The organism is Acidovorax sp. SUPP2825, assembly GCF_030158995.1.
In the GTDB taxonomy this organism is placed as follows: domain Bacteria; phylum Pseudomonadota; class Gammaproteobacteria; order Burkholderiales; family Burkholderiaceae_C; genus Paracidovorax.
In genome coordinates this window covers 76403-98897 of record NZ_BQXK01000004.1, presented here as the reverse complement: position 1 = coordinate 98897, position 22495 = coordinate 76403, and the positions used below count along the sequence as shown (strand labels likewise).

Below are 22495 nucleotides of genomic sequence, written 5' to 3'. Positions count from 1 at the left end.
CACGCATGAACTCCCAAAAACTCGCCCCCATCGGCTACGGCTTGCTGCTCGCCGCCCTGCTGGCGGCGCCCTTCCTGGGCGCCTACCCTGTCTTCGTGATGAAGCTCATGTGCTTCGCGCTTTTCGCCTCGGCATTCAACCTGCTGCTGGGCTACACCGGTTTGCTGTCGTTCGGCCATGCGGCCTTTTTGGGCGGCGCGGCCTACGTGGCCGGCCACGCCATCAAGGTCTGGGGCCTCACGCCCGAGCTGGGCCTGCTGGCCGGCACCGCCGGCGGCGCGCTGCTGGGGCTGCTGTTCGGCTGGCTGGCCATCCGGCGCCAGGGCATCTATTTCTCGATGATCACGCTGGCGCTGGCGCAGATGCTGTTCTTCGCCTGCCTGCAGGCGCCGTTCACGGGCGGGGAGGACGGCCTGCAGGGCGTGCCGCGCGGCAAGCTGTTCGGGCTCATCGACCTGTCCAGCGACCTCACCATGTACTACGTGGCACTGGTGGTGGTGGTGCTGGCCTTCCTGCTGATCGTGCGCACCATCCACTCGCCGTTCGGCCAGGTGCTCAAGAGCATCAAGGAAAACGAGCCGCGCGCCATTTCACTGGGCTACGACACGCACCGCTTCAAGTTGCTGGCCTTCGTGATCTCGGCCGCGCTCGCCGGGCTGGCGGGCTCGCTCAAGACCCTGGTGCTGGGCTTCGCCACGCTGTCCGACGTGCATTGGACGGCCTCGGGCCAGGTCATCTTGATGACGCTGGTGGGTGGCCTGGGCACGCTGTCGGGCCCGCTGGTCGGGTCGGCCGTGGTCGTGCTGCTGGAAAACAAGATCGGCGAGTTCGGGCACCTGGTCGCTTCGATCACGGGCGTGGACTGGTTCAACACCCTGGGCGAGTCGGTCACCATGGTCACTGGCCTCATCTTCGTGGTATGCGTGCTGGCCTTCCGCCGCGGGATCATGGGCGAGATCATCGCGCGCCTGCCGCGGCGCGCCGGGCGCAAGGCCTGAGCCGAAGGTGGCGTAAAGCGCGCGGGCTGCGCGGCTGACTCCGAGGTGGTGCGCATCGGCCTGTTGCGGCTACAGCCGCAACGGCCGGGCGTAGCCGGTCATCTCCAGGTAGCCGCGCCCCACCGCGCGGCCGGCCCCGTCCCGCAGTTCGCTCAGGCCCTCCCAGTAGATGGCGCCCGTCGAGGCCTGGCTGTCCAGCTCCTGCGCGTCCAGCAGCGCATGCACTTCGAACGATCCGGCCGGCGTGTCCACGCGCCACTGCACCGGGTAGCGTGCCTGGCTGGCGGGGCTGGTCCAGTGGCGCTGCGGGGTGAACGCGACGGCCTGCGGCCCGAACACCTGCGTGGTGCCCCCGGCCGCGCGCAGCGAGCCGCCGGCCCAAAGCGCCGAACCGTCGCCGCGCCGCAGGCGAAACGCCGTGAGCGCGCTGCCGTCCTGCAGGTTCATGCCGATCCAGTCCCAGCCCACGGCATCGGGGTGCACCAGTGCATCGCTCCATTCGTGGTCCAGCCAGGCGCGGTTGTCCAGGCTGCCGGGTGCCGCGGCCTCCAAGGCCATGCGCCGGCCCGCGAGCTGCAGGTGCCCGGTCACGGCCATTTGGGGTTGGCTGTAATAGTAGCTGGCCTGGGTGGCGTCCGGCCCTTTGCGCGACAGGCCCTGTGCGCCCTGCAGCAGCACGGGCTGCGTGGTGTCGAACTGCAGGTCCAGCGCGAAGTCGGCCGCGCGAACCTGGGCCGCATAGCGGCTCCCCGCACCGCGGGGAGTGCGAGCCAGCGTCCAGTCGCCCAGGTGGATGTCGGTGTCGGCTTCGCTGGCTCCGGCGATGCCGAAGCCGGCGCGTGCGATGCGCTGGTCATGGTGCAGCGCGGCGCCGCCCAGGTCGGTCAGAGCGGCATGCGCGAACACCAGTTGTTTGGCGGCGAAGGCCGACTGCAGCGGCTGGGCGGCCTCGACCCGCGAGCGAAAGAACGTCACCTGAAACCCCCACAGCCGCCCCGCCGCGCGCGCCTGGCCGGTGATGTACCACCACTCGGTGCGCAGCGCCGGATGGCTGCCATGGTCCTGCGGGAACACCAGCGTGCGGGGCGCGAGGGCGTGGGCGGGCAGCCAGGGCGCGCCGCCGGCCAGGGCCGTGGCCGCCAACCAGGCGCGGCGCGTCCAGCCGGCGGGCGGGGCGGGGGGCGCTGGCAGTTTCATGGGGTGCATGGCGGGTGGCCTTGCGCGCGCAGGGTGCGGCGGGCGGTGAGGCGGACGACGAAAGCAGGCAGGCGCATCCAGCCATTGTCACCGCGCGAAAAAAAGCGCTTGGCGCAGACCGATCGGGGCCTGCACAGGGCCGGCCCCATGGCGCAGTGGCTGAGGTCGGCAGACCGTCTCGTGGTGGGTGGCTGGCGGGGTGCGCCGCAATGCCTGTGACCGTCCCTCAGCGGCTCATCACAGCCCGTAGAACGTGCGATTGGCTTGCATGCGCGTGGCTTCCGACGCCGGAAAGCGCTGATCGCGCAGCAATTGGCGCAAGGCGTCCCGGCCCTGGTCCTGCGCGCCGGGGGCGTAGAAGGAACTGACGGCCAGTTCGTCCAGCGCGCGCCAGGCGTACACCGCGCCGTCCACGAACAGGATGTCCGCCGGCCTCGGGATGCGCGCGGCCTGCTGGGCATACAGGTGCGCCAGCGCGAACTCCGACCGCAGGCGGTGGTAGCGTGCCAGCTCGCACAGCGGTTCGGCGCGCTGGGGCCGCTGTCCGTAGGCGGCGAGGTAGGCGTCGCGCACCGCGCTGTCGGGCATCTGCAGGCGCTCGGTCAGCACCGCCACCTGGAACAGCGCGTACCAGGATTCCTCTTCCCAGCCGCCCATGCCAGCGCGGCGGCGGTACCACTCCAGGCTGTCCTGCAGGCGGCCCGCATCGCGGTAGCTTTGCGCCAGATAGAACACATTGCGGGTGTTGTCCGGGTGCTCGCGCAGGTCCTGCTCCAGCACCGCGATGTCGCGCAGATAGGTGTCGGGATCGCGCCCGCGCGCGCCGTCATGGGCCACCTCGATGACCGGGCCCGCCAGCGTCTGCCAGGGCCCGTGCGCGGGCGCGGCCAGGTATTCGTGCAGCACGCCTTCCCAGCGCCAGTCCACGCGCGTGGCCACCATGCTGTTGCGCTGGTATTCCCAGCCGTTCATGTCGCACAGGAAGAGGTAGCCGTCCGCGTCGAGCGCAGGCCACCGGTACTGCGCCGGCATGCGCAGCTGCTCATCGGCGTCGATGAACAGCAGGTAGTCGGCGTGCGGCCGGGCCAGTTCCAGGGCCTCGTTGCGGTTGTGCGCGAAATTCTTCCAAGGGCGCTCGTGCAGGGTGCCGGGAAGGTCCTGCAGGAAGCGGCGAACGATGTCCTGCGTACCGTCCGTGGAGCCCGTGTCCACGATGACCCAATGGTCGATGAACGGCCGCACCGAAGCGAGGCACCGGGTGATCACCGGTGCCTCGTTCTTCACGATCATGTTCAGGCAGATGCGAGGGCGCATGTTGCAGCGCAAGTCAGTGGCTGCGCCGCTGCAGTCCAGCAGACCGGGTCAATGGCTCATTCGCAGTAGACTGTGGCAGACAACACGCCTTCGATAGCGGCCGGGGCCGAGGTCTGAAATCCACCACTATTGGTCGTGCTGACCTGCAATGCTACGGTGTCCGCGCTGCTGTCCAGCACAACGGCCGAGCTGCTGGTGCAGGTTGCGGCCCGAGTCGCCGCGACGGTGCAAGCAAGCGCCGTGGCCGTGCCGCTGCGGAACAGAGTCACTGTCATGGCCAACGGCGTGCCTGACTGATTGGTGTAGTTGCGCACATACAGCGACTTGGTCGTGCAGGTCTTGTACACCGGCGATGAGGCATTGGCGTAGACCGTCGGATTGATTGGGCATCCACTGGCCGGCCCGCCGGTACAGGCAGAATAATCAAAAGTACCCCCCCCGAGTCCGCTCACGCCCATGGGCAGGAAGATCGTCGCGGCCGACGTGGAGGGCAAGGCGGCTGCGGTATTCCACATCAGGCCTCCTCCAGAGCCCGTGGCACCGGTCGCGCCCGTGGCACCGGTGGCTCCCGTGGTTCCAGTCGCGCCGGTGGCACCCGTCGGCCCCGTAACGCCCTGGATGCCCTGAACGCCTTGATTGCCTTGAGTACCCTGAGGCCCGGTCGGCCCCGTCGGCCCCGTCGTGCCGGTGGGGCCCGTCGCACCGGTCACGCCCGTGGCGCCCGTGACACCGGTCGGACCTGTCGCCCCCGTCACGCCCGTGGCGCCGGTCGTGCCCGTGGCCCCGGTCGTCCCTGTCGCGCCGGTGGCTCCCGTCACGCCGGTCGCACCCGTGACGCCAGTGGCACCGGTGACCCCCGTGGCGCCTGTCGCACCCGCGCCGGTGGCACCCGTCACCCCGGTGGCTCCCACCGGGCCCGTCGCGCCGGTGGGGCCGGTGGCCCCCGTGGCTCCGGTGGCGCCCGTCGCGCCGGTGCCCACACCTGGGGCGCATTGCGTCAGCTGGCCCGTGGCGGCGTTGTAGCAAGTCAGGCTGGCGTTGGTGGGCGAGGCGGACAGGCCGGGCACATAGACCTCACCCGTGCCTTGCACGCGCAGGCGTTCCTGGCCGCCCTGGCCCTTGACCACGAATCCTCCGCCGGCAGGGGGCGTGACGGTGATGTCCGCGGCCAGCACACCGGCGGCATGCAGGGCCAGGACGGAACTCAGTGCGGGAACGGCCCAGTAGCGGTGCGGGCGACTCTTGGACATGGTGAAACCCTCTCTTGTCTAGCAGTGTGTTGAATGTCTTTTTTCCAGCGGTTGGATCCGCTGGCGATGCCCGTCAGCTGATCCGGCGAGCATGCGCCTCAATGTCGCGCCGCTTCCAGAACATGGCCATGCCGATCAGCAGCGAAAGCAGCATCAGACCGTACTCGCTGAGGGTGGGAATGGCGGCCAGATTGGGCAATGCACCCAACTGAACGGTGCCGGTCACCGTGGCGAAGTTGCGCACCACGGTGGCGTTGGGGCCCAGGTTGACCACGGCCGTCGTGCCGTTGGACGACACGAGCTGCACGTTCTGTCCTGGAGCGCCCTGCACGGTGAGCGTGCCCAGCACGGTGATGTTGGTGCCGGCGGGCAGCACGAAGGTGCGGCCGGTGGTGCTGGACAGCGTCAGGTTCTGGAACACGAAGTTGCCGCTGATCTGGCTGGTGTTGCCGGGATCGCAGCCGTCGCGCAGCACCACGGTGTTGTTGCCGGTATTGATGTTGCCGCCGGAGATGAGGTTGCCGCCCACCGAGATCACGCCATTGCTGCCCGTGACGTTGGAGCCCGAGCTGAAGGTGGCGTCGGTGTCCACGGTCACCGTGCCGCCATTGAGGTTCAGCGTGCCTTGCATGTCGAGTGCGGAGCAGCCCAGATCCGTCTGGCCTCCCGCGGGAACGTCGAGCGACGAGCCGGGTGGAAAGACCCATTGCGCGGCAGCGGGGCTGCACAGGACCAAAGCGGTCGTCAACCCAACCAGGAGCCGCCCGAGTGCTTGTTTCATACCGAATTCCTTGAATTGATCGGACAGGCTGGACGACCGGGTCACTCCTGCCCGGTCAGCCATGTCCGTGAGAGTCCGCATTGCGGTTTTCTAATTGACTATCGACACCGAATCATCGCTAAATAAATACTGTCTTGCAAACAAAATTTAACGCCTGTGACGATGGTGCATCACTCGGGAAAACGCCCATGGCGAAGGCAGATCACGCTTTCGTTGATGCAGGTCAGTCCCGCCTACCAGTCTTCCTTCACGGCCAGCACCGCCTGCCGTCCCCCGGCCGCGCGCCCCGCCATCCAGGCGGTCACCGTGCCGGTGGCCAGCACGGCGGCGCAAAGGGCCAGCAACCGAAGCCAGGGCACCCGCAGGTCCATGGTCCAGTGAAAGCTCTGGGGGTTGACGACGTGCACCAGCACCACCGACACGGCCAGGCCCAGCACCGTGCCCGCGACGGCGCCGATGGCGGTCCACGCGGCGCCTTCCCCGGCCACCACCGCCAGCACCTGCCGGCGCGTCAGGCCCAGGTGCGCGAGCAGCCCGAATTCCTTGCGCCGCGCCAGCACCTGGGCGCTGAAGCTGGCGGCCACGCCGAACAGGCCGATGCCGATCGCCACCGCCTGCAGCCAGTAGGTGACGGCAAAGCTGCGGTCGAAGATGCGCAGCGAGCGCTCGCGGATGCCCGCCGCCGAGGCGAATTCCAGAGCCCCCTCCGCCGGGATCGCCGTGCCGCCCGCTGCCGCTGCGTCCGATGAGGCACTGGCCAGCCGCTCGATCGACTGGCGCAGCGCCGCCTCGTCCGCATCCGGTTGCGGCCACAGCGCCAGGTCATTCGTGCGCGTGTCGCCGGTCAGGCGCACGAAGTCCGCACGGTCCAGCGTCACCGCGCCGAACTGGCGCACGTAGTCGCGCCAGACGCCTGCTATGAAAAACGGAGCAACCTGCCGGGAGCTTTCTTGCGCCAGCGGCCGAAAAGACTGCGAAAGCGCCGGCCAGTCCATGCCGGGCTGCACGCCGTACAGGTCGAGCACCGCCTCGCTCACGTATACGCCGATGCGCCCCGGCGGCACGGGCAGCGGCGTGCCCACCAGCGGCAGCGCCTGGGCCGGGTCGCCGTCCAGCGGACGGGCCAGCAGTGCGATGGCGGGGCGGGCGGGGTCCAGCAAGAGGCTGCTGGTGCGCAGGGCCTGCACGCGCGCCACGCCCGGCAGCCGGGCCACCGCGGTGTCGAACCCGGGGGGAAAGGCCGCGGCATCGTCCGTCCCGGCGTTGGCACCCGACGTGCTGGCCAGGCGCAGGTAGAGCGGCGCGGGCAGCACCGCATCCAGCCACTGGCCGACCGATCCGCGAAAGCTGCTCACCATCACCGTGAGCGCCACGGCCAGGCTCAGGCTGGCCACCACGCCGCCCACCGCCACGGCGGCGGTGCCACGCGTGCGGCGGGCGCGCTCCAGCGCCAGCAAGGGCAGCAGGTGCCGCCCGGCCAGGGGGGCCAGCCCGCGCAGCAGCCCGCCCACGATCCACGGCAGCAGGGCGATGCCACCCACCAGCAAAAGGCCCACCGAGGCATAGGCGGCCAGCGGAATGCCGAAGACGGGCGGCGCGCCGGCCAGCAGCGCGCCGCCCGCCATCAGCAGCAACGCCAGCCCGCCGCGCTGCGTTCCGCCCAGTGATGCGCCCAGGCCCTTGAGTGTCTGCGCGGGCGGCAACTGCTGGGCCGCGCGGGCCGGCCACCAGCCGCCCACGAGCGCTGCGGCCAGGCCCAGCAGGCCATACAGCAGCGCGGCCGGCGCGCTCCATTGCAGGGCCGGCTGCACGCCGGCGAAGTAGCCGCCGCCCAGATCGCCGCCGAGCCAGCGCAGCGCCAGGGCCGCCAGTGCCGTGCCCAGCGCGATGCCCGCTGCACTGCCTGCCGCGCCCAGCGCCGCCGACTCGGCCAGCACCAGGGCCAGCCGCTGGCGGGGCGTGGCGCCCAGCACGGCCAGCAGGGCGAACTGCGGCGCGCGTTGCGCCACGCTCAGGGCCAGCACCGAGAACACGAGGAAGGCCCCGGTGAACAGCGCCACCAGCGCCAGCACGGTCAGGTTGACGCGGTAGGCGCGCGACAGGTTGCTGGTGCGCGCGGTGGCATCCCCGGGCTGCAGCACGGCCACGCCGGCCGATGCGCCGGGCAGGGCCTGCAACGCCTGGCGGAAGGCGTCGGCACTGGCGCCGGGGCGCAGCTGCACGTCGATGCGGCTCAGTTGCCCGCCGCGCTGGAACAGGTCCTGCGCCGCGCCGATGTCCATCACGGCCAGCGGCGCGCCGCCCGCGGCCACCGTGCCCGCCACGCGAACCGTGTGCACCTGCAGGCCCGTGCGCAGCTGCAGTGCCGGCACCACGGCATCGCCGCGCAGCCCGAGTGCCTGCAGGGCCGCGCCGTTCAGAAACACCGTGGCCGGCGCCAGCAGCGCCAGCCGGTCGGCGCCTTCGAAGGCCCGGGGCACCAGGGCGGGGGCCATCGCCGGCAGCAGCAACGCGTCGGCGCCCAGCACGCGCAAGGCCACCGCCGCGGCCCCCGCCGTTCCAGGCACGCTGGCCTGGGCGGACGTTTCCAGCACCGGCCCGGCGCGTGCCACCAGCGGGTGCGTGGCGACCGGGCCATACAGCGCGTCGGGCAAGCTGCCCTGCGTGGCGCGCAGTTCCAGGTCGGGCTGGCCGTTGATGCTGCGCACGGCCTGCGCGAACTCTGACAGGGCCGATGCATTGATCACATGCACCGCGAAGGCCAACGCCACGCCGAGCATGACGGCGGCCACGGCGGCGGCGGCGCGCCAGGGGTGGTGGCGCAGTTCCTGCCAGGAGAAGGTGCGCAGCAGGCGGAGCATGGGAATGGGGGGGCAGTGCCGGTCAGGTCGCGGGCGGCACAACCGGACCGGGTTGGCCGGCGGAAGGTGCCATGCCACTGGCCGTGAGGCGCAGCCGCCGGTCCGCCCGGGCCGCGGCGGCATCCGAATGGGTGACCAGGACCAGCGCGGCGCCGTGTTCGCGCGTCTGGGCCAGCAGCAGGTCCATCACGCGGGCGGCCGTGGCGGGGTCGAGGTTGCCCGTGGGCTCATCGGCCAGCAGCAGGGCCGGGCGGTGCACCAGCGCGCGGGCGATGGCCACGCGCTGCAGTTGCCCGCCGCTCAGTTGCTGGGGCAGGCGATCGCCCAGGCCCTCCAGTCCCACGGCGGCCAGCATGTGCGCCACCCGTGCCGGATCGGTGCGGCCCAGCAGCATGAGCGGCAGCGCCACGTTCTGCGCCACGTCCAGGTGCGGCAGCACATGGAAGGCCTGGAACACGAAGCCCACGTGCGCGCGCCGCCAAAGGGCGCGCTGCGTGTCGTCCAGCGTGGACAGGTCGGTGCCGCCGTGCACGATGCGGCCCGTGTCCCAGGTATCAAGGCCCGCGAGGCAGTTGAGCAGCGTGGACTTGCCCACACCCGATTCGCCCACGATGGCCACGAACTCGCCGGGGTGTACGGCCAGGTCCACCTGCGCGAACACGTCGGCCTCGCTGTAGCGCTTGCCCAGTTGTTCGACGCGCAGCACGGCGTTCGCGGAGCCGGCGGTGCTGGACGGTGCGGCGCTCATGCCACGGCCTCGTCGGCCAGCCGCCGGTGCACGGCCTGCACCAGCCGCTCGGTGGCGCCGGGGGCATCGCAGGGGATGGTGTGGCGTGCCGGCATGCTGCGCAGCCAGGTCACCTGGCGCTTGGCCAGTTGGCGGGTGGCGGCCATGCCGCGCTCGCGCAGGCCGGCGAGGTCCAGCGCGCCGGTGGCCGCCTCGGCATCCAGCACCTCCCAGGCCTGGCGGTAGCCCACGCAGCGCATGGAGGGCAGGTCGGGGTGCAGGTCGCCGCGCGCCCGGAGCCGGCGCACTTCATCGACGAAGCCCGCGTCCAGCATGGCGTCGAAGCGTTGGGCGATGCGCCCGTGCAGCCAGGCGCGGTCTTCGGGCTCCAGAGAGAAAAGGGCATCCACCGCCGTATTGGCGCCGTCTTCTGCTCCTTTTTTAATCGTATGAAAGCTCGACAGCGGCTGCCCTGCGATGCGCCACACCTCCAGCGCGCGCTGGATGCGCTGGCTGTCTGCCGGTGCCAGGCGCGCGGCCGTGATCGGGTCCACGCGGGCCAGTTCGGCATGCATGCCGGGCCAGCCGATGGCGGCGGCCTGGGCCTCCAGTTCGGCGCGCACGGCGGGATCGGCGGGTGGCATGTCGTCGATGCCGTCCAGCAGGGCCTTGAAGTACAGCATGGTGCCGCCCACCAGCAGCGGCAGCGCGCCGCGGGCACGGATCTGCGCGATGAGGCGGGTCGCATCGGCCACGAACTCGGCCGCGCTGTAGGCATGCAACGGGTCGCGGATGTCGATCAGGTGGTGCGGCACCGCAGCCAGTTCGGCGGGCGTCGGCTTGGCCGTTCCGATGTCCATGCCGCGGTACACCAGCGCCGAATCGACGCTCACGATCTCCACCGGGCAATGCGGTGCCAGCGATGCGGCCAGCGCCAGGGCGCCTGCCGTCTTGCCCGAGGCGGTGGGGCCGGCCAGCGCGATGCAGGGCAGCGTCTCAGGCAGGCGCATGGGGCTCTCCGTGTCGTTGCACCAGCGTCCAGGCGGTCAGCGCCAGCGCGGCCGAGCAGGCCCACACGCCGTACACCAGCGGCCACACGGTGCCGTCCAGCCGCGCGCCGACCCATCGGCCCACGGCAAAGGCGACCAGCATCATCATGAAGCCGTTCAGGGCCGAGGCCACGCCGGCCGCCTGTGGAAACGGGCCCACCGCACCGCTTTGCCCGCACGGCTGGTGAATGCCATGCGCCACCATGAACACGCACATCGGCAGCAGCAGTGCCAGCGGCGCATGCCAGCCGGCGAAGGCCGCCGCGGCCATCAGCGTGCCGCCGAGCAGGCTGACGGCACCGGCCACCGCCACGGTGCGCCGCACGCCCAGGCGCGCGAGCAGCTGCCGGCAGAGCACCGTGCCCACCAGGTACGCCAGCGCGGTCGACAGCAGCACGGCGCCGTATTGCGGTCGCGAAAGCCCCAGGGCCTCGATGAAGACGAACGACGATGCCGCCAGGAACGTGAACAGCCCGCCGTAGCTGGCCGTGGTCAGCAGCGAATAGGCCCAGAACGTGCGGTGCCGCAGCACCGTGGCCCAGGTGCGTGCCAGCGTGGCCGGCCGCAGGGCGTGCGGGTTGCGCCGCGCCAGCGTCTCGGGCAGGCCCAGGGCGACCACGGCCAGCGTGGCCACGCCGTAGGCGGTGAGGGCCGAGAGCGCCGCGCGCCAGCCCAGCCACTCCGTCAGCAGCCCGCCCACCGGTGCGCACAGGCTGGCCGCGATGCCCAGCCCGCTGAGGGCCCGCGACATCGCCCGCGCGCCCAGCGCCGGCGTGTAGAGGTCGCGCACGATGGCGCGGGCGCACATCACCACCGCGCCCATGGCCGCGCCCTGCGCCACGCGCCAGCCGATCAGCCATTGCATCGACGGGGCGAGCACGCTGGCGACCGATGCCAGGGTGTAGATGGAAAGACCCGCCAGCAGCACCGGCCGGCGGCCGAAGCGGTCCGACAGCGGCCCCCAGACGAGCTGCGAGCACCCGAAGGCCAGCAGCAGCGCGCTGAGCGTGAGCTGGGCGGACGCCACGGGTGCGTCCAGGCTGCGCGTGAGGGAGGGCAGCGCAGGCAGGTAGAGATCGGTGGTGACGGGCTGCAGGCTCAGCAGCAGCGCGAGCACGGTGATGGCCAGACCCGGCGCGACGGCGACGGCCGGCGGCTCCTGGCCCGTCGCGGCGAAGGGGGGAACGGACATGCGGGCGAGCCTACCAGATGGGCACCGCCCGACCGGGTGCGCAGGCGGCCTTCGCCCGCGTACGCCGGCCGGATCAGTACACCTGGAACAGGTCCGCCAGCGCGGCGCGGTACTGCGGCTCGCCCACCGTGTTCGTGCTGTGGTGCGTGCCGCCTTCCACCAGCACGAAGCGCTTGGGCTCCTGGGCGGCGTCGTACAACTTGCGGCCGAGCGTGGGCGGGATCAGGCTGTCGTCGCTGCCGTGCACCACCAGCAGCGGCGAGCCGATGTGCGCGACCTTGCGCGCCGACTCGAAGCGCTGCGTGATGAGGCCCGACACCGGCAGCCAACCCCATTTGAACGTGGCCACGACCTCGGGGATGTTGGTGAAGGTGCCTTCCACGATGGTGCCCTTCTCGTCGTTCACCATCGCCGCCAGGTCGATGGCGATGGCGCCGCCGAGCGAGTGGCCGAAGATGTAGCGCGGCTGGTCGGGCGCGCGCTGCGCGAGCCAGTCCCACGCGGCGCGGGCGTCCTCCAGGGCCGTGGTCTCCGACGGCAGGGCCGCGCTGCTGCGCCCGAAGCCGCGGTAGTCGACCGCCAGCACCGAGAACCCCATGCTCTGCATGCGCCGCATGCGGCCCGCCGATCCCGACACGTTCCAGCGCGCGCCGTGCAGGTACAGCAGCACGGGCGCATCGGCTTTGGCGGCCGGCAGCCACAGGCCGTGCAGCTTTTCGGCCTTGCCGGTGGCTTGCGAGTCGAATGCGATCCAGACGTCTTCCATGTCGTCGGTGGACTGGGCGCCGCCCCAGGCGCGGTCGCTGGGCTGGAAGATCCACTCGCGCTGCTTGGCGTCGAGGGTGGCGCAACCTGCCGTGACGGCCATGGCGAGGGCGATGGATGAAAGGAGGGGCCAGCGTTTCATGGGTAGGACTGAGTGCCGCGGTGTCGGGAAAGTTCTATGGCAGGGTTTCAGCGGGTATGCCGGCGTTTTGATTGCCTTGGTTGCTCACTTTTCAATAGCAAATCGGGAAATCCCCGGCTTTTGCAAGAAACGCGCCCGTCGATGCGCTTTGTTACATCCGGATTGTGCTGGAGAGATGGCCTGATTTCGGCACCGCTGCCCAGGGCCGGAGCCCGGAAAAGCGCTGATTGACGCTGCAGCGCAGCATCGATAGGCCGTGACGGCTGGACGGGGTGGCCCGTAGGATGCGCACTCCGGGGGGCAAGGTGGGGCAACAACGCACAACAATGGTGCGTTCGGCGCCGAGATACCGCTGCGGCGACAAAGTTCCCCGAGTCACCGTCCTGTCATGTGGCGCCTCCACAGTGGCGCACTTCAACGATCAATGAGGTAGAGCAATGCACCTGTCTGGTTTCAAAGGGGCCGCGCTGGCCCTGGCCGCCGCTGCCGCCCTGGCCGCCTGTGGCGGCAACGACGATGATTTCCCCACGCTGAACGGCGCCAAGCCCTTGGTGATCGGCCACCGCGGTGCCGCCGGCTACCTGCCGGACCACACGCTGGAAGGCTACAAGAAGGGCATCGAGCTGGGCGCGGACTTCATCGAACCGGACCTCGTGGCCACCAAGGACGGTGTGCTGATCGCACGGCACGAACCCAACATAACCGGCACCACCGACGTGTCGCAGCGCCCGGAGTTCGCCAGCCGCAAGACCAAGAAAATGGTCGATGGCGTTCAGGAAGAAGGCTGGTTCGCCTCCGACTTCACCCTGGCCGAGATCAAGACCCTGCGCGCCATCCAGCCCCTGGCCGAGCGCGACCAGTCGTTCAACGGCAAGTACCAGATCCCGACGCTGGTCGAAGTGCTGGACCTCGCCCGGTCCGAAGGCACGCGCGTGGGCCGCACCGTGGGCGTGTACATCGAAACCAAGCACCCCACCTACCACGCCAACCTGAACCTCAAGCTCGAGGACCGGCTGCTCACCACGCTCTCGCAGTACGGCTACACCACCGCGACGTCCCCCGTCATCCTGCAGTCGTTCGAAGTGTCCAATCTCAAGTACCTGCGCACCAAGACCCAGGTGCGCCTGGTGCAGCTGGTGGATGCCAACGACATCAAGGCCGACGGCAGCATGGACCTGACCGCGCCCTACGACAAGCCCTACGACTTCGCCGTGGCCGGCGACCAGCGCACCTTCGCCAGCCTGCTGACGCCCGCGGGCTTGAAGGAGGTCAAGACCTATGCGGACGGCATCGGCCCCTGGAAGCCATACCTGATCCCCTCGAAGCTGGTGGATGACAACAAGGACGGCCAGCCCGACGACCTGAACGGCGACGGCAAGATCGACGAGCGCGACCGCGTGATGATGCCCGCGACCTCCGTCGTGTCCGACGCGCACGCGGCCGGCCTCTTCGTGCATCCATACACCTTCCGCAGCGAGGCGCGCCGCCTGGCTTCCGACTTCAAGGGCGACCCGAAGGCGGAATACCGCATGTTCTACCGCCTGGGCGTGGACGGCGTGTTCGCGGACTTCCCCGACCACGCCAAGGCGGCGCGGGACGACTGATCCCTCGGTCGACGGCCTGCCGGCGGCAGCGCCGCCGGCTCGCCACCGTTTCGGTGCGCGTCAGAAGCTGTGCTTGACGCCGATGCTTAGCAGCGTTCGGCCCTGCCGGCGCCCGACGACCCCGTCCAGTTGCCAGCCCGGTGTCCATTCCCACAGCGCGCCGGTCTGGAACGTGGGCGGGCTGCCACGCTGGCCGAACGCCTCGATGTGCGCCGTGACCGCACCCCAGGTGGATTCGACCGCGGCACCCCAGGTGGGCAGCCAGCGGTGGTCGGGTGTGTGCAGCGTGCCGGCATTGGCGTGCACGGCCCCCCAGCTGGCGATGCAGGTACCCAGCAGGTTGAAGGCCCGCGTGCTGCGCGGCTCGCGGTGGGTGTGCCAAAGGCCCACGCTGCTGGCCGCGTGGCAGCCTTGCTCGGGCGGCGGCGTCCATTGCCATTTGGCCACCACGCTTTGCACCGTGGCGCGGCCGTCCAGATCGCGCGCCAGCAGGGCGCCCAGTTCCAGGCCCGGCAGCGCCGCCGGGGCATAGGCCGGGGCCACGTAGAAGGCGCCGCGGTCGCGGTGCACGCCCTCCCACCACACTTCCACGTGCCCTTCGCCCGGGGCATTCACGCCGGCGTCGTCCACCGAGAGGGGCCGCCCCGCGTGGGCCGGTAGCGTGACGGCGGCGATGGCCGCCAGGCCCGCCACGCCATAGCCCTGGCAGGCGGAGCGAAGGTGATGGGGGTGGTGGCGGCGCAGTGGCATGGGTGGAATCCGTATGGCCTGCGGCGCCCGGGGATCAGCGTCCGCGCAGGAAGAGGGCGTCCAGCTCGCGCATGGACAGTTGCCGCCAGGTGGGGCGGCCGTGATTGCACTGGTCGGATCGGTCGGTGACTTCCATCTGGCGCAGCAGGGCGTTCATTTCGTCGAGGGTGAGCCGGCGGTTGGCGCGCACCGCGCCGTGGCAGGCCATCGTACCCAGAATTTCATTGCGGGCGCGCTGCACCACGGTGCTGGCGTCGTGTGCTGACAACTCCGCGAGCACGCTGCGTGCCAGTTCCACCGCATTGCCCTGGGCCAGCGAGGTGGGTACGGCGCGCACGGCCAGCGTCTTCGGGGAGAAGGGGGCGATCTCCAGCCCCAGCATCGACAGCGTGTCGGCCTGGGCTTCGGCCGTGGCCACTTCCTGCGGCGTGGCGGCGAAGGTCGCGGGGATCAGCAGCGGCTGGCTGGCGATGCGCTCGCTGCCGTCCACCTGCGCCTTGAGCCGCTCGTACACGATGCGTTCGTGCGCGGCATGCATGTCCACGATGACCAGGCCGTGGGCGTTCTCCGCCAGGATGTAGACGCCCTGGATCTGCGCCACGGCGCGGCCCAGGGGCCAGGCCGGCGCGTCGTCGTCCGGCGCGGGCGGCGCAGGCGTCACGTCGGCGGCTGAAGAGGGGGTGGTCTGCGGGGAGGGGGGCGGAGTCCAGGCAACGGTGCCGGCCGCCGCGGCGCCGGCTGCGCCGGCATGGCCCCATTCGGCGCGCGGCTCCTGCACACCGGCCGGGAAGGCGCTGTCTTGTGCGCCGGCGCCGGGCCCCTTCGGCGATCCCCACAGCGCCTGCAGGTCGGTCACCCGGTGGCCGACCACAGGCTCATCGAACCGGATCGCCGCCTGCGCCTTCCAGCCGGGCGCGATGCCGGGAGCAGGGGCCGGGGCGGCCGCCCCTGGCACCGTCTCGGTGGAGCCGCTCGTGGCGAGTGCCTGGGCACGGGGCACGGCCAGGGCGTTCTCCACCGCATGGCGCACGGCCTGGTGGACCTCGCGGCTGTCTCGAAAGCGCACCTCGATCTTGGTGGGGTGCACGTTCACATCCACCCGCAGCGGGTCGATGGCCACGTACAGCGCATACACGGGCTGCTTCTGCCCGTGCAGCACGTCCTCATAGGCGGCGCGCGCGGCGTGCGTGAGCACCTTGTCGCGCACGAAGCGGCCGTTCACGTAGCAGAACTGCTGGTCGGCGCGCGAGCGGGCCGCATCCGGCAGGCCGGCGCGGCCGGTCACCGTGATGGCGCCGTGGCGGTGGCGCACAGCGACCGATTCCGCGAGGAAGTCGTCTCCCAGCACGTCGGCCAGCCGCCGGTTGAGCGCCTGCTGCAGCGCGCCATCGGACTCGTCGCCAGCGGCCAGGGTGGCGCGCCACTGCTCGACCAGCTTGCCTTCGTGCCAGATGGCGAAGCCCACATCGGGACGGGCGAGCGCGTGGCGGCGCACGGCCTCGATGCAGTGGGCCAGTTCGGTCGCGTCGGTCTTGAGGAATTTGCGCCGCGCTGGCGTGGCGAAGAACAGTTCCTTCACTTCCACCGTCGTGCCCTGGCTGCGTGCGGCGGGCCGCAGTTCGCCGCTGCGCGCATCCAGCAGGAAAGCGCTGGCCTGCTCCGCGGTGCGCGACAGCAGGGCCATTTCCGACACCGAAGCGATGGCGGCGAGCGCCTCGCCGCGAAAGCCCATGGTGGCCACGGATTCGAGGTCGTGCAGATTGGTGATCTTGCTGGTGGCGTGGCGCCGCAGGGCGATCGGCAGTTCTTCCTGAGGGATGCCGCTGCCGTCGTCTTCCACCGAAATCAGCCGCACGCCGCCGGCCAGCAGGCGCACGGCGATCTGGGTGGCGCCGGAGTCGAGCGCGTTGTCCACCAGCTCGCGCACGGCGGAGGCGGGCCTTTCGACCACCTCGCCGGCCGCGATCTGGCTGATGAGTTCGTCGGGCAGGTCGCGGATCGGTCGGCGCAGGGTGGGCTCTGTGGTCATTGCCCGGCATTCTAGGCAGTGCGGTTAGAGTACGCGCCGCATTGGCAATCCCGCCATCCCACTTTCCTCAGAAGGTCCGCCCTTGGAAATCATCCAGTTCCTGATCGACTTCATCCTGCACGTGGACAAGCACTTGGCGGCCTTCGTCAGCGCCTACGGCCCGTGGGTGTATGCGTTGCTGTTCCTCATCGTCTTCGTCGAGACGGGTGTGGTGGTGATGCCGTTCCTGCCCGGCGATTCGCTGCTGTTCATCGTCGGTGCGCTGTGCGGTGCGGGGCTCATGAACTTTCCGCTGGCCTGCGCGGTGCTGATCGCGGCGGCCATTCTCGGAGACCAGTGCAACTACACCATCGGGCGCTATTTCGGGCCCAAGGTGTTCCAGTGGCCCGATTCGCGCTGGTTCAACCGGCGCGCGTTCCAGCAGGCGCACGACTTCTACGAACGCTACGGTGGCGTCACCATCGTGCTGGCGCGCTTCATGCCCTTCATCCGCACCTTCGCGCCCTTCGTGGCCGGCGTGGCCGAGATGGGCCGGGCGAAGTTCACGGCGTTCAACGTGGGCGGTGCGCTGCTGTGGGTGCTGGGCATCTGCACGGCGGGCTACTTCTTCGGCAACTTCCCGTGGGTGCAGGCCAATCTGGACAAGATCATCTGGGCGCTGATCCTGGTGCCGGGCCTGATCGCGCTCTACGGCGGCTGGCGCGCCGGCCGCCAGAAAACGGCCTGAGCGGGCGCCGGGGGCACCGCGCGCCCCATCCCCGATGCCAAAGCGAATGCGCTGTCAGCGCATCGTGCGGTCCAGCCACTGCAGCAGCTGGCGGGTGACGAACTCCGGGTTGTCCAGGTTCGAAATGTGGCCGGCCTCGGGGATCACCACGGCATCGCAGCCGATCACCTCGGCCATGGCGTGCATCTCGTGCGGCGGGCGGGGAATGTCCTCGTCGCCGCACATGAGCAGCGTGGTCGGGGGGCGGAGCGCAGCCAGCCGGTCCATCGCATCGGCGCGGCCGAAGATGATGCGGCCCAGCGGCACCACCGATTGACGCAATCGATCGGGCGCCATCGCCGCCAGGCTGCGGCCGAACGCGGCGGGGCGGGGGCTCGAGGGATCGGTGCCGGGCCGAAAGAAGATCGGCACGATGGCATCCACCAGCGGCTGGGTGATCTGCCCGCCGGCCTCGATCGCATCGAGCAGGCTGAAGTAACGCAGGCGCGTGGCCTCGGGCTCGGCCCCGAGGTAGGTGTCCATCATTACGAGGCTGCGAACTCGGTCCGGCGCCTTCAGCGCCAGCTCCGCCCCCCACATGCCGCCGACCGAGAGGCCGACCACGGCGCATTCGCGGACGTGCAGGGCGTCGAGCAGTTCCAGCATCTGCGCCGCCAGGCCTTTCAGGTCCTGCGTGTCGACGGGAAGTTGCCCCGACGCGCCGTGGCCCCACAGGTCGGGCGCGATGACCCGGAAGTGGCGCGACAGCGCCAGGATCTGGGGCGCCCACATCGAAGAATCCCACAGGTAGCTGTGCCCGAGCAGCACGACCGGGCCCCGGCCACGATCCTGGTAGTGCAGGTGGCAGCCTTGCGATGTGGTGAATCGCTTCTTGACTGCAGCGCTCGCCGCATCCGCCGTGCCGTTCGCCAGGGCACTGCCCGACGCGATGGCGGCGGGTATGGCCATCAGTTGCAGTGCGGCACGGCGGCGGCTCAGCGCAGGCTCGGGCGAAAGAGGTTCGTTGGCGGGGGCCAGGGACGACGGGCGCATGGAATGCATTCTGCAGAGTGGAACAAGCCAAGAATGTTAGCCGCACCCACGCGCTTTAAATGTACTAAACCGTATCGGTTAGTGGCGAGACGCTTTATCGTTTTGCATCCGTGCTTTTGGGAGACGCTCCGCTTGGCACCCACGCAAAAACGCCTGCAGGGCACTGGGGCCCTGCAGGCGTTTTGTGATCGAAAGGATGGGGGTTAAACCATCCCTGTGAGATCAGCGGCGGCGTTGATCGCGGTCTTCGCCGAGTTCGTGGCCGACCAGCGCACCGGCGCCGGCACCGATCACGGTCGCGGTGGTGCCACCGACGGCACTGCCCAGCACGCCACCGGCGACGGCGCCTACGCCGGTACCGATCTGTGCATTGGTGGGGTTGGAAGAGCAGCCGACGAGGCCGAGTGCGGCTGCGACAGCGGCGGCGGAAACGAGATGGCGGTAGTTCATGACTTGGCTCCTGGTATCTGTGAGGGCATGGGATCCGGACAGGGCAGCGATCCATTCAAACCGCTGCATTTGCCTGTCCCAACCCATGCCTGCACTATCGCCCCGGCGCCGCGACTGCGGTGTAGGCAGGCGAGGCCGCGTGCTGTAGGAGGTGCCCCACCTGACCGCGGCCTGCGGATCAGCCCGGGGCCAGGCAGATGGTCACGAGAAGCGAGGCATCGCTCACCGCGCGCAGCGAATGCGCAGCACGGGGCTGCAGGTGCACGAAGTCGCCCGGGCGCAGCAGGCGCGCCCCGCCAGCGGTGTGGAACTCCGCCTCGCCCTCCAGGCACTGCACGGTGATCTCGCCGGGCGTGTCGTGCTGGCGCAAATCCTTGCCGGCCGCCAGCACGACGCGGATCACTTCCAGCTGGGTGGCCTTGATGATGGCCGTGGTGGCGGCGCTCGCCAGCCGGTCGCCCAGCGGGCTCAGGCTGACGACTTCTCCGGAACGTGCGTGGTGCAGGGCCATGGGGTTCTCCTCGTGGTTTCAGGTCACGCGCTCAGGCCCGCCGAGCCGTCAGACGGACCGGCTGCGTGCCAGCGGCGGGTTCTTGGCGAAGTATCGCGTGATGCCGCGCATCAGCGCGTCGGCCAATTGCTGCTGGTAGGCGGCGGTGCGCAGCTTGGCCTCTTCCTCGGGGTTGCTGATGAAGGCGGTTTCCACGAGCACGCTGGGAATGTCCGGCGCCTTGAGCACGGCAAAGCCGGCCTGCTCCACGCGCGGCTTGTGCAGTTTGGCCATGCTGCCGATCTCGCCCAGCAGCACGCTGCCGAGCTTCAGGCTGTCGTTGATCTGCGCCGTGGTGCTCATGTCCAGCAGGGCGCTTTGCACGTGCCGGTCCTGCACGCGGACGTTCAGGCCGCCGATGAGGTCGGACTGGTTTTCCTTGTTGGCCAGCCAGCGCGCGGCCGAGCTGGAGGCGCCGCCCTGGCTCAGCGCGAACACGCTGGCGCCGCGCGCCGCGGGCGTGGTGAAGGCGTCGGCGTGGATGCTCACGAACAGGTCGGCCTGCACGCGCCGGGCCTTGTCCACCCGCACGCCCAGCGGCACGAAATAGTCGGCGTCGCGGGTCAGGAAGGCCCGCATCGGATTGCCGCCGACCGTGGTGGCGTTGATGCGGTCGCGCAGCAGGTGCGCCACCTTGAGCACGATGTCCTTCTCGCGTGTGCCGCCGGGGCCGGTGGCGCCGGGGTCTTCGCCACCATGGCCGGGGTCCAGCGCCACGATGATGAGCCGGTCGGTCGCCTTCGCGATGGCGGGCGTGGCCGGTGGCGGCGACGGCGCGTGCGGCGGGGTGGGGGCGGCAGCGGCCGCTGCCACGGCCGTTGGCGGTGCGGCGGGCGCGGCCGGGGCGGGCAGGCCCACCGGCGGGGGCGGCGCGCCGGGGCGCTGGATCTGCTGGGCGATCAGCTCACCCAGCGGATCGCCCGCCGTGCCGGGCTTGGCGGCGGCGATGTTGGGCAGGGGCGCGGTCGGCGGCGCTTCGCGCAGGCGCTCGGCGATGAGGGCCTCCAGCGGGTCTTCGGGCTCGGCCGGGTACAGGTCGAACACCAGCCGGTGCTGGTAGGCCGCGATCGGCGGCAGCGTGAACACCTGGGGCAGGGCGGGCCGCTTGAGGTCCAGCACCAGCCGCACCACGTTGGGCGCGTTCTGGCCCACGCGGATGCCGGCGATGTTGGGATCGTCTGCCTTCACCTTGGCCACCAGTTCGCGCAGCTCGGGGTTCAGGTCGATGCCTTCGATGTCCACTGCCAGGCGGGGCGGCGTGGTCACGAAAAATTGCTTGGCCACCAGCTGGCGGTCGGATTCGATGGTGACGCGGGAGTAGTCCTGCGCCGGCCAGACGCGCACGGCCAGGATGCTGGCACCGCGCGCGATCTGCTGCGTGCCCAGCAGCAGCACCAGCGTGCCGGCCTGGAGCAGCGACCGCCGGCTGGGTGGATGGGGGGGTGGCGCTTCGCTCATGCCTTCGATCCTTGTGCAAGGGTGCGGCCCGATGCGGTGCGGGCCTGCAGGGTGACGTGCCGCTCGCCATCATCCCCTGCTTCAATGTGTATAGCAAGGTCTTCAACGGGGATGCGCGCGGCAGCCTTTTCGGGCCATTCCGCGATCTTGAGTCCCGGCCCCGCGAAGATGTCGCGAAAGCCCGCGTCTTCCCACTCGCGCGGGTCGTTGAAGCGGTAGAAGTCGAAGTGCCAGATGGACAGCCCCGGTGCCTCGTGCGGCTCCACCACGGCATAGGTCGGGCTCTTGATGCGGCCCTGCACGCCGAGCGCACGCAGCAGGTGGCGCACCAGCGTGGTCTTGCCGGCGCCCAGATCGCCGTGCAAGGTGATGAAGGCATTGGCGATCGGGGCTTGGGCAGCCAGCCGGGCGGCGAAGGCGGCGGTGTCTTCCTCGCTCTCCCAGCGCAGCGCGACGGGCGTGTCCGCGGGGGGGCTTTCTACAATCCGGGGGTGATGTTCAGCAGCAGTCAACTCGTTCCTCAAATGCAAGGCTGGGCCCGCGAATTGGGATTCTCCCAAATCGGCGTGGCCGGTGTGGATTTGTCGTCCGCAGAACCGGGGTTGATGCAGTGGCTGGCGCAAGGGTTCCATGGCGACATGCATTACATGCAAACCCACGGCCTGCGCCGCGCCCGGCCTGCCGAACTGGTGCCCGGCACCGTGAGCGTGATCACCGCGCGCATGGACTACCTGCCGCGCGACACGCCAGCCGGGCCGGCGCACGGCGCGCCGGGCGCCGGCCCCGGCTGGCAGGCCGTGGAGTTTGCGCGGCTGGAGCGCCCCTCCGAAGGCATCGTGTCGGTGTACGCCCGGGGGCGCGACTACCACAAGGTGCTGCGCCAGCGGCTGCAGAGGCTGGCCGACCGCATCGGCGAGGCCGTGGGGCCGGTCGGGCACCGGGTGTTTACCGATTCGGCGCCCGTGCTGGAGGCGGAGCTGGCCAGCCGCAGCGGGCAGGGCTGGCGCGGCAAGCACACGCTGGTGCTCAACCGCGAGGCGGGCTCCATGTTCTTTCTGGGCGAGATCTATGTGGACATGCCGCTCGAGCCCAGCGCGCCCGTGACCGCGCATTGTGGTAGTTGCCAGGCGTGCATTGACGTGTGCCCCACGCAGGCCATCGTCGCGCCGCACCGGGTGGACGCCCGGCGTTGCATCTCTTACCTCACCATCGAACATGCGGGGCCGATTCCCGTCGAACTGCGCCGCCCGATGGGCAACCGCATCTACGGCTGCGACGATTGCCAGCTCATCTGCCCCTGGAACAAGTTCGCGCAGGTCAGCGGGCTGTCCGATTTCGACGCGCGGCCCGGCCTGGGCGGGCAGCAGCTCGCGCACCTGTTCGCCTGGGATGAGCCCACCTTCCTGCGCATGACGGAAGGCGGCCCCATCCGCCGCATCGGCCACGAACGGTGGCTGCGCAACGTGGCCGTGGCGCTGGGCAATGCGCTGCATGCCACGGGGGACGCCGGCGTCGAGGCCGCGCTGCGGTCCCGCGCCGCCGACGCCAGCGCCCTGGTGCGGGAGCACGTGGCCTGGGGCTTGGAGCAAAAATGGCCTCCAGCACAATAAGTACTAGGG

General features: G+C 70.3%; 20 protein-coding genes. 4 read left to right on the top strand and 16 right to left on the bottom strand.

Annotation, left to right across the window (positions count from 1 at the left end):
• Nucleotides 1–5: 5 nt before the first annotated feature.
• Nucleotides 6–998 (top strand): branched-chain amino acid ABC transporter permease, encoded by a 993-nt coding sequence (locus tag AVAK2825_RS06910; RefSeq protein WP_272568006.1) that lies wholly within the window; start codon nt 6–8, stop codon nt 996–998.
• A 69-nt stretch (nt 999–1067) separates the two neighbouring features.
• Here the strand turns inward: AVAK2825_RS06910 and AVAK2825_RS06905 are convergent, their stop codons facing one another.
• The 9 genes from AVAK2825_RS06905 to AVAK2825_RS06865 form a co-directional block, all read right to left on the bottom strand.
• Nucleotides 1068–2195: a lipocalin-like domain-containing protein gene (locus tag AVAK2825_RS06905; RefSeq protein WP_284395518.1), complete on the bottom strand. Its 1128-nt coding sequence runs from the start codon at nt 2193–2195 to the stop codon at nt 1068–1070.
• A gap of 237 nt (nt 2196–2432) precedes the next feature.
• Nucleotides 2433–3509 (bottom strand): tetratricopeptide repeat-containing glycosyltransferase, encoded by a 1077-nt coding sequence (locus tag AVAK2825_RS06900; protein ID WP_284395515.1) that lies wholly within the window; start codon nt 3507–3509, stop codon nt 2433–2435.
• Between the two features lie 56 nt (nt 3510–3565).
• Complete coding sequence (locus tag AVAK2825_RS06895; RefSeq protein ID WP_284395511.1) at nt 3566–4759, bottom strand: collagen-like protein; 1194 nt, start codon at nt 4757–4759, stop codon at nt 3566–3568.
• Between the two features lie 73 nt (nt 4760–4832).
• A complete protein-coding gene (locus tag AVAK2825_RS06890) occupies nt 4833–5540 on the bottom strand; it encodes an IPTL-CTERM sorting domain-containing protein (protein ID WP_284395509.1) in 708 nt (235 codons plus the stop codon).
• Nucleotides 5541–5773: 233 nt separating this feature from the next.
• Nucleotides 5774–8401 (bottom strand): ABC transporter permease, encoded by a 2628-nt coding sequence (locus AVAK2825_RS06885; protein WP_284395506.1) that lies wholly within the window; start codon nt 8399–8401, stop codon nt 5774–5776.
• Between the two features lie 22 nt (nt 8402–8423).
• The gene (locus AVAK2825_RS06880) at nt 8424–9149 is read right to left on the bottom strand and encodes an ABC transporter ATP-binding protein (RefSeq protein WP_284395504.1); all 726 of its coding nucleotides are present in this window, start codon (nt 9147–9149) and stop codon (nt 8424–8426) included.
• Nucleotides 9146–10138, bottom strand: coding sequence for a tRNA (adenosine(37)-N6)-dimethylallyltransferase MiaA (gene miaA / locus AVAK2825_RS06875; RefSeq protein WP_284395502.1), 993 nt, complete (start codon nt 10136–10138; stop codon nt 9146–9148). Before miaA ends, AVAK2825_RS06880 begins: the two co-directional genes overlap by 4 nt.
• On the bottom strand, nt 10125–11369 hold the full coding sequence (locus AVAK2825_RS06870) for a multidrug effflux MFS transporter (RefSeq protein ID WP_284395500.1): 1245 nt from the start codon (nt 11367–11369) through the stop codon (nt 10125–10127). The genes miaA and AVAK2825_RS06870 overlap by 14 nt, the downstream gene beginning before the upstream one ends.
• A gap of 73 nt (nt 11370–11442) precedes the next feature.
• The gene (locus AVAK2825_RS06865; RefSeq protein ID WP_284395498.1) at nt 11443–12276 is read right to left on the bottom strand and encodes an alpha/beta hydrolase; all 834 of its coding nucleotides are present in this window, start codon (nt 12274–12276) and stop codon (nt 11443–11445) included.
• A gap of 437 nt (nt 12277–12713) precedes the next feature.
• On the opposite strand from AVAK2825_RS06865, the gene AVAK2825_RS06860 reads away from it, so the two are divergent.
• Complete coding sequence (locus AVAK2825_RS06860; protein ID WP_284395496.1) at nt 12714–13880, top strand: glycerophosphodiester phosphodiesterase; 1167 nt, start codon at nt 12714–12716, stop codon at nt 13878–13880.
• A gap of 60 nt (nt 13881–13940) precedes the next feature.
• On the opposite strand, the gene AVAK2825_RS06855 is transcribed toward AVAK2825_RS06860, so the two are convergent.
• Entirely contained in the window at nt 13941–14630 is a 690-nt protein-coding gene (locus AVAK2825_RS06855; RefSeq protein WP_284395494.1) for a PA4824 family protein, read from the bottom strand.
• Between the two features lie 34 nt (nt 14631–14664).
• On the bottom strand, nt 14665–16659 hold the full coding sequence (gene mutL / locus AVAK2825_RS06850; RefSeq protein ID WP_284395492.1) for a DNA mismatch repair endonuclease MutL: 1995 nt from the start codon (nt 16657–16659) through the stop codon (nt 14665–14667).
• An 82-nt stretch (nt 16660–16741) separates the two neighbouring features.
• Between mutL and AVAK2825_RS06845 the strand changes: the two genes are divergently transcribed.
• Nucleotides 16742–17386, top strand: coding sequence for a DedA family protein (locus AVAK2825_RS06845; RefSeq protein ID WP_272568021.1), 645 nt, complete (start codon nt 16742–16744; stop codon nt 17384–17386).
• 54 nt (nt 17387–17440) lie between these two features.
• Here AVAK2825_RS06845 and AVAK2825_RS06840 read toward each other — a convergent pair whose 3' ends face one another.
• The 5 genes from AVAK2825_RS06840 to tsaE all read right to left on the bottom strand — a co-directional run bounded on the left by AVAK2825_RS06840 (nt 17441) and on the right by tsaE (nt 21388).
• Nucleotides 17441–18418 carry an alpha/beta fold hydrolase gene (locus tag AVAK2825_RS06840; protein ID WP_284395488.1) on the bottom strand — a complete coding sequence of 326 codons (978 nt, stop codon included), beginning with the start codon at nt 18416–18418 and terminating at the stop codon, nt 17441–17443.
• 222 nt (nt 18419–18640) lie between these two features.
• The gene (locus AVAK2825_RS06835) at nt 18641–18868 is read right to left on the bottom strand and encodes a YMGG-like glycine zipper-containing protein (protein ID WP_272551696.1); all 228 of its coding nucleotides are present in this window, start codon (nt 18866–18868) and stop codon (nt 18641–18643) included.
• Between the two features lie 178 nt (nt 18869–19046).
• Entirely contained in the window at nt 19047–19379 is a 333-nt protein-coding gene (locus tag AVAK2825_RS06830) for a cupin domain-containing protein (protein WP_284395485.1), read from the bottom strand.
• A 48-nt stretch (nt 19380–19427) separates the two neighbouring features.
• Nucleotides 19428–20876 (bottom strand): N-acetylmuramoyl-L-alanine amidase, encoded by a 1449-nt coding sequence (locus AVAK2825_RS06825; protein ID WP_284395482.1) that lies wholly within the window; start codon nt 20874–20876, stop codon nt 19428–19430.
• Complete coding sequence (gene tsaE, locus AVAK2825_RS06820; RefSeq protein WP_284395480.1) at nt 20873–21388, bottom strand: tRNA (adenosine(37)-N6)-threonylcarbamoyltransferase complex ATPase subunit type 1 TsaE; 516 nt, start codon at nt 21386–21388, stop codon at nt 20873–20875. The genes AVAK2825_RS06825 and tsaE overlap by 4 nt, the downstream gene beginning before the upstream one ends.
• 12 nt (nt 21389–21400) lie before the next feature.
• On the opposite strand from tsaE, the gene queG reads away from it, so the two are divergent.
• Complete coding sequence (gene queG, locus AVAK2825_RS06815; RefSeq protein ID WP_284395478.1) at nt 21401–22486, top strand: tRNA epoxyqueuosine(34) reductase QueG; 1086 nt, start codon at nt 21401–21403, stop codon at nt 22484–22486.
• Nucleotides 22487–22495 lie beyond the last annotated feature (9 nt).